Raw genomic sequence first — 12,783 nt, 5'->3', positions numbered from 1 at the left:
TCTGTCCACCTGGCGGAATCGACTACCCGTCCGCAATACCCATGCGTTAACGAGAGCCAAAGCATGACGTCAAGTGACGAACGCCAGCCGAACAAACGTCGCCGCCTGATCTGGCTTGCAGCATTCATCGTCGTGCTGTTCGCCCTCTACAGCGGCGGCTGGTTCTATCTGGCTGACCGCGTCAGGAGCGAGGCCGACAAGGCGGTTGCCACGCTCAACAAGAATGGCGTCCAGGCCGGCTGCGCCAATCTCCAGGTCAGCGGCTATCCCTTGAGCTTTACCGTCTCCTGCGACAACCTCGCCTATGAGGACGATGCCAAGAACATTGCGGCCTCGGCCGGCAGTTTCAACGCAGCCGCCCAGATCATCCAGCCTCTGTCGCCGGTTGCCAATCTGCGCGGCCCGCTCAGGACCTCCGTGCCGGACATGGTGCCGCTGTGGATCGACTGGGACAATCTGCAGGCCAATTTCAAATTGTGGTGGCCGCTGCCGCGGCGGATTTCGCTGGAGGCAGAGGGCCTTTCCGGCCAGACCGATCCGGCCGACGATACCGATCCGGTGCAACTGTTCAGTGCCGGCAAGGCATCAGGTCAGTTGCAGCCCAACGGCGAGGATATCGACTATCTCGGCAGTTTCGGCGATCTCGAGGTCGACCCCGACGCAATTGGAGGGCGCGTGCTTCCGGCGCTCGATGCCAGCGGCGACGTGACATTGAAGAACGGCGTCGCACTGATCGGCACGCGGGTGAAGAGCCTTCGTGGCCAGGCGATCGAAATCCGCAACCTTGACCTGTCGTCGGGGACGGCGCGCATCACCGTTTCGGGACCGCTCTCGGTCGATGCCGAGGGCCTGGTCAACGCCGACCTGATGATCAGGTTGAAGGACCCGAAGGCGGTGGCGGCCATCCTCGGCACCGCCATACCCGAGCAGAAAAGCCAGATCGAGCAGGGTTTTTCTGCCCTGGCGGTGCTCGGCAACGAACCGTCCATGCCGCTGAAGGTGGTCAGGGGCAAGGCCTCGCTCGGCTTCATTCCGCTGGGCAAGATCAAGCCGGTCGAATAGCTCAGCCATGGCAAAACCCGTGAAGCTGCTGAGCGTTGGCGCTTTGACGCTGGACACCATCCTGCACGTCGAGACGCTGCCCATGCATCAGGGCAAGTTCATGGCCTCCGACGGCGTCCAGATCGCCTCGGGCATGGCCACCAGCGCCGCCTGCGCCGCCCATCGCCTGGGCGCCGAGGTATCGCTGTGGGCGAGTGCCGGCGACGATGCCGTCGCCGACCAGCTCATCGCCGGCATAGAGGCCGAAGGCGTCGATTGCACCTTCGTGCGGCGCGTCAGAGGTGCCCGCTCGGCGCTGGCCTCGATCCTGGTCGACGCGCATGGCGAGCGCATCATCGTGCCGTTCTATGACAGGCTTGCCCAGGCCGATCCCGACGTCCTGCCGGTCGCCGACCTCATGGCATTCGATGCCGTTCTGGTCGATGTCCGCTGGCCGGGTGCGGCGGCACTCGCCCTGAAGGCGGCGCGCGCCATCGGCCGTCCGGCGATCCTCGATGCCGACACCGCGCCGCTGGAGGTCCTTGAGCAGTTGTTGCCGCTCGCTACGCACATCATCGCTTCGGAGCCGGCAGCGCGCATCGTCTGCGGCCAGGCGCTCGATCCGGAAACGGCTTGCGCCGATCTCGCCAGCCGCAGCGACGCTTTTGTCGCAGTGACAGGCGGCGCGGCGGGCAGTTGGTGGCACGACCGTCGCGCTGGCTGCGTGCGCCATGTCGCGGCGCCGAAAATCAAGGCGGTCGACACGCTCGCCGCCGGCGATGTCTTTCACGGCGCCTTCGCCGTCGGGCTGGCGGAAGCCATGCCGGTCGAGCAGGCTTTGCGGTTTGCCAGTGCGGCCGCGGCGCTCAAATGCCTGCGCTTCGGCGGCAGACTTGGCGCGCCGAACCGAGCCGAGACGCTGGCCATGGTTGCGCAGACCTGGCCTGCCTGAGACAGACCTAGCCCTTCGCGGGGTGCTCGACCGCCTGACGGCCGAAATCGGGAACGTCGATGTCCTGGCCGGCTTCGATGATCGAGCGGCGCACGGCGCGGGTGCGGGTGAACAGGTCGAAGAGTTTTTCGCCGTCGCCCCAGCGGATTGCGCGCTGCAGCGAGGCCAGATCTTCCGAGAACCGCGCCAGCATTTCGAGGATGGCGTCCTTGTTGTGCAGGCAGACATCCCGCCACATGGTCGGGTCGGAGGCGGCAAGGCGGGTGAAGTCGCGGAAGCCGGAAGCCGAATATTTGATCACTTCGGATTTGGTCACCGACTGCAGATCATCGGCGGTGCCGACGATGTTGTAGGCGATGATGTGCGGCAGATGCGAGACGATGGCCAGCGTCATATCGTGATGCTGGGGATCCATCGTGTCGATGTTGGCGCCGCAGCGCCGCCAGAACTCCGACAGCCTCTCCAACGCGTCCGGGTCGGTGTCGGGCAGCGGCGTGAAGATGCACCAGCGATTGTCGAACAGGTCGGCGAAACCGGCGTCGGGGCCGGATTTTTCTGTGCCCGCCAGCGGGTGGCCGGGAATGAAATGGACACCTTCAGGCACATAAGGCTGCATTTGCGCAATGACAGACGCCTTGGTCGAGCCGACATCGGTGAGGATCGCGCCCGGCTTCAGCGCCGGCGCGATTTCCTCGGCAACCGTGCCGGACGAGCCGACCGGCACCGAAATGATGACCAGGTCGGCATCGCGGACAGCTTCTCTCGCATCGGTGCTATAGCTATCGCCCAGCCCAAGCTCCTCGGCCCGTTCCAGCGTCGCCGCACTGCGGGTCGAGATGGATACGTGGCGGGCGAGGCCCTCGCGGCGGATGACGCGGGCCAGCGACGAGCCGATCAGGCCGATGCCGACCAGCGCGATCTTTTCAAACATCGGTGATGTCATGGTTTCTAGCTTTTCAGGAATGTCGTGAGAGCGGCGACAACGCCGCGATTGGCCTCTTCGGTACCGACGGTCATGCGCAGCGCGTTGGGAAAGCCATAGCCCGAAACGCGCCGCAATATATAGCCGCGCGCCGTCAGATAGTCGTCCGCCGCCGCTGCCGAATGTTTCTGGTCCTCGGGAAAATGAATGAGGATGAAATTGCCGACGCTGGGCGTCACCCGCAACCCAAGCTTTGTGAATTCCTCACTCAGCCAGGCCAGCCAGGTCTCGTTGTGCGCCACGCTGCGCTCGACATGGGCGCGATCGCGAATGGCGGCGATGCCGGCCTCGATCGCCGTCGCATTGACGTTGAAGGGGCCGCGCACGCGGTTGATGGCGTCGACAATGTGCATCGGCCCGTACATCCAGCCGATCCGCGCCCCGCCAAGGCCGATCTTGGAGAAGGTCCGGGTCATCACCACGTTCTCTGCGCTGCCGACCAGTTCGATGCCGGCCTCATAGTCGTTGCGGCGAACATATTCGGCATAGGCCGCGTCGAGCACCAGAAGCACGTGCCTGGGCAGACCGGCATGCAGCCGGCGCACCTCCTGGAACGGCACATAGGTGCCGGTCGGATTGTTGGGATTGGCGAGGAACACGATCTTGGTACGCGGCGTGACGGCGGCCAGGATGGCGTCGATATCGGCGCGCTCGTCTGTTTCCTTGATCGTCACCGGAACGGCGCCCGCCGACTGGATGTAGATCTTGTAGACCATGAAGGCGTGCTCGGTGATGACGGCCTCGTCGCCGGGCGCCAGATAGGTCTGCGCCAGCAGGCCGAGGATCTCGTCGGAGCCGTTGGAGCAGATGATGTTCTGCGGGTTGAGGCCATGCACCTCGGCGATCGCTTCGCGCAGCCGCCTGGCGGTGCCGTCGGGATAGACGTCAAGCTTTCCGGCAATCTCGCGCGCGGCTTCGATCGCCTTCGGCGAGGGCCCGAGCGGGTTCTCGTTGGAGGACAGCTTGTGGACCTTGGCGACGCCGGCAGGCGCCGTGCTCTTGCCCGGCACATAGGCGTCTATGTCCATGATGCCCGCGCGCGGGGTTGGACGTGCCTGGTCCGGTGTCTGGCTCATGTCGCAAAATCCGTCGAGAACGCTTCCTGAGGGAAGCCGCAGCGGAAATACAAGCCGTGGCCTGCAATGTCGAGAGGCGACAGCCTCCCGCCCAAGGCAGGCCGTTGACGCCGGCGCGCCACAGCCCTAGAAGGGGAGTGAACTTCCGTGGTGATTTGGCCGGTCGGCTTGCAGCCACGTTAAACAACTTGCTAAAGGGCCGTTTGCATCCTGTAACCGGCTTTGCGACCGCAATGCCGGTTTTTTGTTGTCCGCGCCGGCCGGACACCCGTATCGGCATCGACTTTCGACGAGCGCGATGCGTGGGCTCAAAGTGTGAGATGGATGTCATGGCCGTTCTGCGTGCCCGCAAAACCAACAACGAGGTCGACCAACCGTCGAGCCCGGTTTTGCGTTTTGGATCCGACAAGCCGCTCAAGCTGGACGCCGGCACGCTGCTGTCACCGTTCCAGATCGCCTACCAGACCTATGGCACGCTGAACGATGCCCGCTCCAACGCCATCCTCGTCTGCCATGCGCTGACCGGAGACCAGCACGTCGCCAGCACCAATCCGGTGACCGGCAAGCCTGGCTGGTGGGAAGTGCTGATCGGCCCCGGCAAGATCATCGACACCAATCGTTTCTTCGTCATCTGCTCCAACGTCATCGGCGGTTGCCTTGGCTCCACCGGCCCGGCCTCGACCAATCCCGCCACCGGCAAGCCCTATGGGCTTGACCTGCCGATCATCACCATCCGCGACATGGTGCGGGCACAGCAGATGCTGATCGACCATTTCGGCATCGAGAAACTATTCTGCGTGCTGGGCGGCTCGATGGGCGGCATGCAGGTGCTGGAATGGGCGTCGAGCTATCCGGAGCGCGTCTTCTCGGCACTGCCGATCGCCACCGGCGCGCGCCATTCCTCGCAGAACATCGCCTTTCATGAGGTTGGCCGGCAGGCTGTCATGGCCGATCCGGACTGGCATGGCGGCAAATATTTCGAGCACGGCAAACGCCCGGAAAAGGGCCTGGCGGTAGCGCGCATGGCCGCCCACATCACTTACCTGTCGGAAGCCGCCCTGCACCGCAAGTTCGGCCGCAATCTGCAGGATCGCGAAGCGCTGACCTTCGGCTTCGACGCCGACTTCCAGATCGAAAGCTATCTTCGGCACCAGGGCATGACCTTCGTCGATCGCTTCGACGCCAATTCCTACCTCTACATGACGCGGTCGATGGACTATTTCGACCTCGCCGCAGACCATGGCGGCCGGTTGGCCGATGCCTTCGCCGGCACGAAAACCCGCTTCTGCCTAGTGTCGTTCACTTCGGATTGGCTGTTCCCGACCGAGGAGAGCCGCTCGATCGTGCATGCGCTCAACGCCGCCGGCGCATCGGTATCCTTCGTCGAGATCGAGACCGACCGAGGCCACGACGCATTCCTGCTCGACGAGCCGGAACTGTTTGCCGCGATAAACGGCTTCATCGGCTCGGCGGCCCGGGCGAGAGGGCTGAGCGCATGATCTCGAAAAATTGCAGGCTTTTCCGATCGGGATCACGCGCCAGGCGGGAGGCGAAGCCATGAGCGTCAATCGCGACCAGCGCGTCGACCTCGAAGTCGTCGCCAACCTCATCCCGCCACAGTCGCGCGTGCTCGATGTCGGCTCGGGCGACGGCTCGCTGCTCGAGCTGCTGCAGGACACCAAGCAGGTCGACGGCCGCGGACTTGAGCTGTCGCAGCGCGGCGTCAACGAATGTGTGGCGCGCGGCCTCTCGGTCATCCAGGGCGATGCCGACAAGGATCTCGAATTCTATCCCGACAAGGGCTTTGACTTCGTCGTCCTGTCGCAGACGCTGCAGGCCACCCGCAACCCGAAGCTGGTGCTCGACGAACTGCTCAGGATCGGCAACCGCGCCATCGTCTCCTTCCCCAATTTCGGCCATTGGCGTGTGCGCCTGTCGCTGTTCCTCAACGGCCGCATGCCGGTGACCAAGGACCTGCCCTATTCCTGGTACGATACGCCCAACATCCACTTCTGCACCATCCGCGATTTCGTCAATCTGTGCGACGAACTCGGCGCGACAGTCGAGAAGGCAACCGCCCTCGACGCCGCCGGCCAGAAGATCGGCCTGTCGATGCCGTGGTGGTTCTGGAACTTCTTCGGCCAGCAGGCAGTGTTCTTGCTGAAACGGTAATTTCCGCACCGATCAAAGACCCGACTCGCCAAGCAACAGTGTGTTTGGCGCCGAGCAAAGTCGCCCTGTATGACGATCGCGAACCAGTGTGAATTGGCGTCGACTGTTTGACAGCGGGCTAGTGCGGCTATAGCCACACTGACGGCTCGGGGGGGCAAAAAATGGTCGAAGAACGCGCAACTTACTCACTCGTTGTGGAAATGGAAAACGCCAGGTCCATCGACTGGGACGAGATCGGCGTTGGGATGAAGGCCTTGGCTCGGGAAATCTCATCGGTTTCAGCAACCGGTTCAGCGCGACCAAGGATCGTCATCTCTCACGGTGGAGCAGAGTCGGACAAAGAGGCGTTGCGTCGTGAGATTTCGAATGAGGCCCCGCAGCTCGGTCAGGTTGCCGAACTCGTCTTCACAGCTTTCCCTGGCGGCCGATATTACGACCTGAAGAACAACGGTATGCTGGCATCGGACGGAGATATCGTCATCTTTCTGGATTCCGACGTGGTCGCGGAACCAGGATGGCTATCAGGACTGCTTGAACCCTTTGAAAACTCTGAAGTTATCTGCGCAAACGGATATACATACCTTTCATACGACGACTTCTTTTCAAGAACCTTTGCGTTGATCTGGTTTTTCCCGATGGCCCGTGGAGACGGGCGATTTGCCTCGAAGCGAGCGATCAACGCCAACAATGTAGCGTTTCGACGCGAGTGGATCCTCAGCCATCCTTTTCCAAAACATAACGGCTTCAAGGTTTCCTGCACTTTGCTGATGCGCGAACTGCTGCGGGAGGGCCACAAAATTCATAATGTCAACGCACGCGTTTATCACTATTCGCCGCGGGGCTGGCGGTTCTTTTACTGGCGCGCCCTGGTTACAGGTCGCGACGCCGACCGGAAGTTCGTTGCGCTCAATTCGCCGAGCCGCACGCGACGGATAGTCAAGTCCTTCAGCCGGTGGCTCACCATGTCATGGCGCACGACACGACGGATCGTAGGCCATGCCCGGGAAACCGGGATGCCGCTTTGGCAGGTTCCCTTTTCTCTGATTGTCGGTCAGGCATTTTATGGTTTGGCGTTTTGGGGCCAGTTCAGTTTCGCAACTGGCATGGTTCGCGACAAAATCGAAACGGTGCCAGACTATGTTGGGCATAGCTAGACGCTGTACCGCCATTCCTTGAACCGCAGTTCAGCGTCCAATTGATCCTTGATCCGGCGATTGCTCCAGAACATCCGTGGCCTTGTGCGGATGTTCGACGCCGTCGACGAACACCACATCGGCCTCCGAATTGTCCGTGCGCAGCGCCAGTATCGCTTGGTAGGCCGGCGAATTGTACCAGCCATGCACATGCTGCCTGTCGGGAAATTCTATGATGATCAGATGGCCAGGCCAGTCGTTCTCGATCACCTCCACATCGCCGCCATGGACCAGAAAACGGCCGCCGAAAGGTTCCAGCGTGGCATCTATCCTATGCAGATATTCGACGATCTGCGGACCCATTGTGGCTTGGCGCATATGGGCGACGGCGTAAGCGGCCATGACTGAACTCCCTTGTCATCGAAGCCGAGTTGCCGGCCTCTGCATGGGCAATCTGACCAAAGGCCGAGCGCTAAGCGATTACGTCTGAGGTAATGGGATGTATGCTATCTGTCATGATGGGTTGCTTCCATGGTGATTCGTAATGCTATGTGCGGCGGTGCTGTTGCAATTGGAACGCTAAGAGCGGGGATTCGTTGTCTCGCCTGGATCGAGTACCGGCACGGTGGGTGACAGGGGCAGTCGTTTTTTATAGCGTCGCGCCGACTGTGATGTGGTGTAGAGAAAGGGAAGTCCAATCCATTCGACCGTTCTGAAAATCGAAAAGTCCTGGACAGACGCGCAACCCTGCGCAGGAAACAGCTGACAGACATGGCCGGGATCGATCCAGTACCTCTCATCACGGTCATTACGCCGACCCACAACCGACGCGAAACAGTGTTGCGCGCCGTGGAAAGCGTATTCTCCCAGAGCATGTCGAGGTTTGAGCACATTGTCGTCGACGATGGTTCGACCGATGGGACCGAAGCGGCGCTGGCCCGCATCCAGGACCCGCGGCTGATCTATGTCGGGGCGAAATGGCGAGGCGCCAACGCCGCCAGGAATGCCGGCATCGAGCGGGCGCGGGCACCGTTGGTGACGTTCCTCGATTCCGACGACATCTACATGCCGCACCGGCTTGAACGAACCCTGACCTGGTTCGATGAAAATCCTGCACTGCAAGTGCTGATCAGTTCGTTCGTGTCCCTGAAGGGCAATCGCACCACAAACTGCGCCAACCCCGAGGCATTCGTGAGCCCCGCAATGCTTGAGCGGACGCTGGTTGGGCAGACCATCTTCATCGCCGGCTCCGCGATCACTGCTCGCCGTGAAGCCTTGCTGGCCATCGGCGGCTACGACAGCGACATCACCCGCATGCAGGATCGCGAATTGCTGCTGCGCCTTGCCCGGCGCTTCGGTGCGCAACTGTCCGGGGACCTCGACTGGACGAAATACAATTCGGAGAACTCGATTTCCGGCCGCCGTGACGGCTATGTCGAGGCCTATGCGAACCTGATGGGCAAACATCCTCATATTGCCCACGCCTACCCGCACATTCCGCCTTACATGATCTCGCGGCAGCTCATCGCCGATATCCTGCGAGGCAGGATACCGGAGGCATTCCAGGGCTATATGGCCAACCGTTCGTCGAAAGCGCTTGGCTACTCGCTGCCGGAATTGATGCAAGGCTATGTCCATGGCCGACGCTGGCGCCGCGATCTCTCCAACGAGTTTCGCAACCAATGTGGCGCCCGGCTCGCCTGAACCCAGAGCAACTCCAGGAAAATCGTGGAACGGTTTTCCCTCCGGATTGCGTGAACCGCACTATCGAGAGCTCAGCGGTCAAGTTCGGGAAAATACGGATCCGATAAAAACCGCCTGTCCCGTTCGCCCTGCAGGCAGTCTATCGGCTTGGCCGCGTCGACGGGGGTGATTCTCGCCTTGTCCCGAATGCCGCTCACTTCGAGGATCAGCTTGCGCCGGATGGCTGTCGAAAACTCCGCGGCGGCATAGATGGGCAGCACGAAGGAACCGGGCCCGCCGGTCACGCATTGCGCGTAATACTGGTCGAGATGGCTGAAGGTGGGCGACGGGCTGATCAGGATCGGCAGGCCGTTGACGACGATGCCTTTGGCAGTTGCCGCATCACGCGTCGCGGTGACTGGCGGTCCGATATTGTTCGGTCCGTCGCCCGAAATGTCGATGACGCTACGTTCGCCCTGGAAAGACGTGCGGTCGAAAAGCTCGGCACCGAAGGCCAGCGCGCCGGAAATCGAAGTGCCGCGAAAGCTGCGGAACGGGCGCGCCGCGACCTCGTCGGCAAAGCTGTTGGCGCTCTCGGCACTATCGATGATCTGCCAGCCGATGACCGCATCGTCGCGCACCGTGCCGGCCCACTCGAAATAGGTCAGCGCTATGCGGCCCGTGGCGCCGGCGCGGACAGCCTTGATGAAGTCGGGATGCCGCAGCGCCTCGACATAACCGGCGCGCTGCAGCGCGAACTCCTTCTCGTCCATCGACAGCGAGATGTCGACTGCCAGCACCAGCTCGACGTCGACGGCGAGCGCATCCCGCGGCGAGGCGGCGGGAGCAGCCTGGGCGCAGGCAAGACAGGCAAGCAGGCGCAGAGCATCAAGCATGGCCGTCGCCAGGTTGTTCTCCCGAAGAGCTTCCCTCGCGATCACGGCAAAATAAAGCTTTGCTTCCCCGTCCTGATATCAGCTCATTTCTTGCGGCGGGCGGCGACTGGCGGCGGTTCGATCGCGCCGGCTCTGACGCGGGCGGGCTTCAGCGCTGGCGCACCGGAATCCTTGACGATCGTCAACGCGCGCGGGAAGAAGTGGTTGTTGTGCTGGCCGCGCCCGATGTTGAGGATCGCTGTCGCCGGCAAACGCTTCTCGAGCATCGACAGCACGCGTCTTAGCGATAGGCCGTCGAACGCATCCAGCGCCTCGTCGATGATCACCCATTTCGGCTGCCGCAACGCGAGCCTGGCGAAGGCCAGCGAGCGCTGTTCGTCATCGCCCAACTCATGGTCCCAACGCCCGGCGCGGTCGAGCGATGAGGATAGCCGTCCCAGACCGACCTCGGCCAGCACCGCCGAAATGTCGGCATCGTCCGCCGGCGCGGGGCCGTTCGGGTGATCGAGGACTTCGCGCAATGTGCCGACCGGAAAATAGGGCACGCGCGGCACGAATATGGGGGTTTCTCCCGCCGGCAGGCCGATCCGGCCGCTTCCCCATGGCCACAGGCCGGCAATGGCACGAAAGAACAGCGTCTTGCCCGCACCGGGATCGCCGGTGATCATGACGCGCTCGCCGGGGCGGATTTCGACATGCGGGTCGGCGAGCCTGGTGCAGCCCTCCGGCGAGGCTACTTCGAGCTTCTCGAAAGTCAGGCTGCCACTGACGTTTTGGCCGAAGGCGATGCGCTTTTCGGTGTCGTGCAGCGCATCGGTTTCATCGAGCGCGATGCGGAAATCGGCCACGCGCATCAGCGTGGCGCGCCAATCGGCAATGCTGCCGATGTTGTTAATGAACCAGCGCAAGGAGGAGTGGACCTGGTTGAATGCGCCGACCGCCATCATCAGCCCGCCAAAGCTGATATCACCTGAGAAATAGACGGGCGAAGCAACCAGTATGGGCGCCACGACGGTGATCCAGCCATAGGTGTCGGTCACCCAGGACAGGTTGATCTGGGCGGTGTAGATGCGCCGCATGGCGCCCAGCACCGTGCCGAGATCGAGTTCGAGCCGCCGCCTGGCGTCGGCCTCGCCATGATACAACGCAATGGCATCGACATTCTCGTTGACGCGCACCATCGAGGAGCGCAGCTCGGCTTCGCGTGTATAGCGGTCGCTGTTCAGGCGGATGAGCGGCCGCCCCACCAGCCAACTCAGCCAGGAGGCGATGCCGGCGTAAAGGATGGCGGCCCAGACCATGTAGCCCGGTATGGCCAGCGAGGTCCCGCCGATGTGGAACACGAAGCCCGAGGACAGCTCCCACAGCACGCCGACGAAGGACACGAGCAGGATGCACGACTGCAGCAGGCCGACGCCGAGATCGGTTGACAGATCGGACAGATGCGCGGCGTCCTGCTGCATGCGCTGGTCGGGATTGACGCCGATGGCGCCGGCATTGGCCAGCCGGAAGGCGCGCGCCGGCCGCATCCATTGATCGATCAGATCCAGCGTCAGCGCCTCGCGCAGCTTGAGCCTGATCATCTGGTTGAGCCAGGTCTGGCCGATATTGAGCACCAGAAGTCCCCCGGCTATGGCCGCGAAGACGAGGAGCTGGTGCAAAAAGGCCGCCATGTCGCGGCGGGCAAGCGCATCGTAGAAAGGCTGGTTCCAGCGGTTGAGCAGAACCTGGCCGATCGACGTTGCGATGATCACGGCCATGATGCCGACCGATGTCCACAGCAACCATCTGCGAACCGGCGATCCCGCAAGCGCCCGCCGGATCGTCATCACCTGATCGTGCAGGCTGCTGGCCTCGACCGCCACGGCAACCGGCTGAACGACGGCGGCATTGTCCGGTTGATCAGCCATGGCCGAGGTCCTTGCGTCAGTGCTGCAACCGGATGGAGAAACTTGACAGGCGTTCGTATGGGCTGCCGGATGGGCTGTCGGTCTGCTTGCGACAGATAGGCAGGGAAACGACGTCAGGCACGCTTGCCGCGATCACGAAGCCGTCACCCGCGCAGCCAAGGGCTTGGCATCCGCTTTGTGACGGCCAAGCCGGGTGGCGCCATGCGGCGACAGCACCGGCACAAAGACGCGGCGCGATGCGCGCTGCGCCACCGGCACGCCTTGATAGAGCCGCTTCTGCGCCTCGACCACGATGACCCCGGAAAAGATCGGCCACAGCCGCCGGCCGGCGCGCTCCAGTACATTGTGGAAGCGCATCATGAAACGGCGCCGCGATGGCGGAAAGAACAGCGCATCGGACCACGCGGCGGGCGTGAAATTGGCCTCGCGCAGCAGTTCCGTAAGCTGGCCGCGCGAAAAGGGCCGGCCGTTGCCGAATGGGGTGTGCTCGAAGCGCGCCCAGACACCGCGCCGGTTGGGCACGACGATGACCACCCGGCCGGCCGGCGACAGCACGCGCCAGATCTCGTTCAGCGTCTCACGCGGGTTCTCGACATGTTCGAGCGAATGGACGAGCAGCATGCGGTCGATGCAGGAATCGACCAGCGGCAGTTCCTCGTCGAAGACCAGTGCCGTCGCCGTCGGCCCCGTCGCCGGCCACACCACCGCGCCTTGCGTTGCCGGCATGAAGGCGAAGACCCGCTCGGCGTCGCTGCCGAACCGCTCCAGCCACGGCAAGGTGTAGCCCAGACCAACCAGCCGCTCGTTGGGAACGGCCGCCCATATCGACGACAACGCCATGGTGATCGAACGCTCGGCGAACCGGCCGAGCGTTGTCGAATAGAACGAGCGAAGATCGACGATGTCGGAATGCATGGCAGGGATGTAGCCGTGATGTC

General features: G+C 62.8%; 12 protein-coding genes and 1 riboswitch. Of the genes, 6 read left to right on the top strand and 6 right to left on the bottom strand.

What is annotated here, in order from left to right:
- Positions 1–63 precede the first annotated feature (63 nt).
- Both AC0NIL_RS08045 and AC0NIL_RS08040 read left to right on the top strand, forming a co-directional pair.
- Positions 64–1,062 carry a DUF2125 domain-containing protein gene (locus tag AC0NIL_RS08045; protein WP_063173157.1) on the top strand — a complete coding sequence of 333 codons (999 nt, stop codon included), beginning with the start codon at positions 64–66 and terminating at the stop codon, positions 1,060–1,062.
- Between the two features lie 7 nt (positions 1,063–1,069).
- Entirely contained in the window at positions 1,070–1,993 is a 924-nt protein-coding gene (locus AC0NIL_RS08040) for a sugar kinase (protein WP_063173158.1), read from the top strand.
- Positions 1,994–2,000: 7 nt separating this feature from the next.
- Here the strand turns inward: AC0NIL_RS08040 and AC0NIL_RS08035 are convergent, their stop codons facing one another.
- Positions 2,001–2,936: a prephenate/arogenate dehydrogenase family protein gene (locus tag AC0NIL_RS08035; protein WP_473572633.1), complete on the bottom strand. Its 936-nt coding sequence runs from the start codon at positions 2,934–2,936 to the stop codon at positions 2,001–2,003.
- Positions 2,937–2,941: 5 nt separating this feature from the next.
- Positions 2,942–4,051, bottom strand: coding sequence for a histidinol-phosphate transaminase (hisC, locus tag AC0NIL_RS08030; protein WP_063173159.1), 1,110 nt, complete (start codon positions 4,049–4,051; stop codon positions 2,942–2,944).
- Positions 4,052–4,188: 137 nt separating this feature from the next.
- Positions 4,189–4,266, top strand: a riboswitch (SAM riboswitch).
- A 114-nt stretch (positions 4,267–4,380) separates the two neighbouring features.
- Between hisC and metX the strand changes: the two genes are divergently transcribed.
- The 3 genes from metX to AC0NIL_RS08015 all read left to right on the top strand — a co-directional run bounded on the left by metX (position 4,381) and on the right by AC0NIL_RS08015 (position 7,377).
- On the top strand, positions 4,381–5,550 hold the full coding sequence (gene metX, locus AC0NIL_RS08025; protein WP_013529386.1) for a homoserine O-acetyltransferase MetX: 1,170 nt from the start codon (positions 4,381–4,383) through the stop codon (positions 5,548–5,550).
- A gap of 58 nt (positions 5,551–5,608) precedes the next feature.
- Positions 5,609–6,223, top strand: a complete 615-nt coding sequence (gene metW / locus AC0NIL_RS08020; RefSeq protein WP_013529385.1) for a methionine biosynthesis protein MetW — start codon at positions 5,609–5,611, stop codon at positions 6,221–6,223.
- 161 nt (positions 6,224–6,384) lie between these two features.
- Complete coding sequence (locus AC0NIL_RS08015) at positions 6,385–7,377, top strand: glycosyltransferase family 2 protein (RefSeq protein WP_027162913.1); 993 nt, start codon at positions 6,385–6,387, stop codon at positions 7,375–7,377.
- Between the two features lie 30 nt (positions 7,378–7,407).
- Here AC0NIL_RS08015 and AC0NIL_RS08010 read toward each other — a convergent pair whose 3' ends face one another.
- A complete protein-coding gene (locus AC0NIL_RS08010) occupies positions 7,408–7,758 on the bottom strand; it encodes a DUF1330 domain-containing protein (protein ID WP_013529383.1) in 351 nt (116 codons plus the stop codon).
- A gap of 369 nt (positions 7,759–8,127) precedes the next feature.
- Between AC0NIL_RS08010 and AC0NIL_RS08005 the strand changes: the two genes are divergently transcribed.
- On the top strand, positions 8,128–9,060 hold the full coding sequence (locus tag AC0NIL_RS08005; protein WP_473572634.1) for a glycosyltransferase family 2 protein: 933 nt from the start codon (positions 8,128–8,130) through the stop codon (positions 9,058–9,060).
- A gap of 71 nt (positions 9,061–9,131) precedes the next feature.
- Here AC0NIL_RS08005 and AC0NIL_RS08000 read toward each other — a convergent pair whose 3' ends face one another.
- From AC0NIL_RS08000 to AC0NIL_RS07990, 3 genes are all read right to left on the bottom strand, one after another.
- Complete coding sequence (locus tag AC0NIL_RS08000; RefSeq protein ID WP_063169101.1) at positions 9,132–9,935, bottom strand: DUF1194 domain-containing protein; 804 nt, start codon at positions 9,933–9,935, stop codon at positions 9,132–9,134.
- Between the two features lie 83 nt (positions 9,936–10,018).
- Complete coding sequence (locus tag AC0NIL_RS07995; RefSeq protein ID WP_473572635.1) at positions 10,019–11,845, bottom strand: ABC transporter ATP-binding protein/permease; 1,827 nt, start codon at positions 11,843–11,845, stop codon at positions 10,019–10,021.
- Between the two features lie 132 nt (positions 11,846–11,977).
- The gene (locus tag AC0NIL_RS07990; RefSeq protein ID WP_013529379.1) at positions 11,978–12,760 is read right to left on the bottom strand and encodes a class I SAM-dependent methyltransferase; all 783 of its coding nucleotides are present in this window, start codon (positions 12,758–12,760) and stop codon (positions 11,978–11,980) included.
- Positions 12,761–12,783: the final 23 nt, after the last annotated feature.

The sequence above is a fragment of the Mesorhizobium sp. WSM1343 genome, from assembly GCF_055901535.1.
The sequence above is the reverse complement of the archived record's forward strand: the minus strand, read 5'-3'. Positions and strand labels throughout refer to the sequence as shown.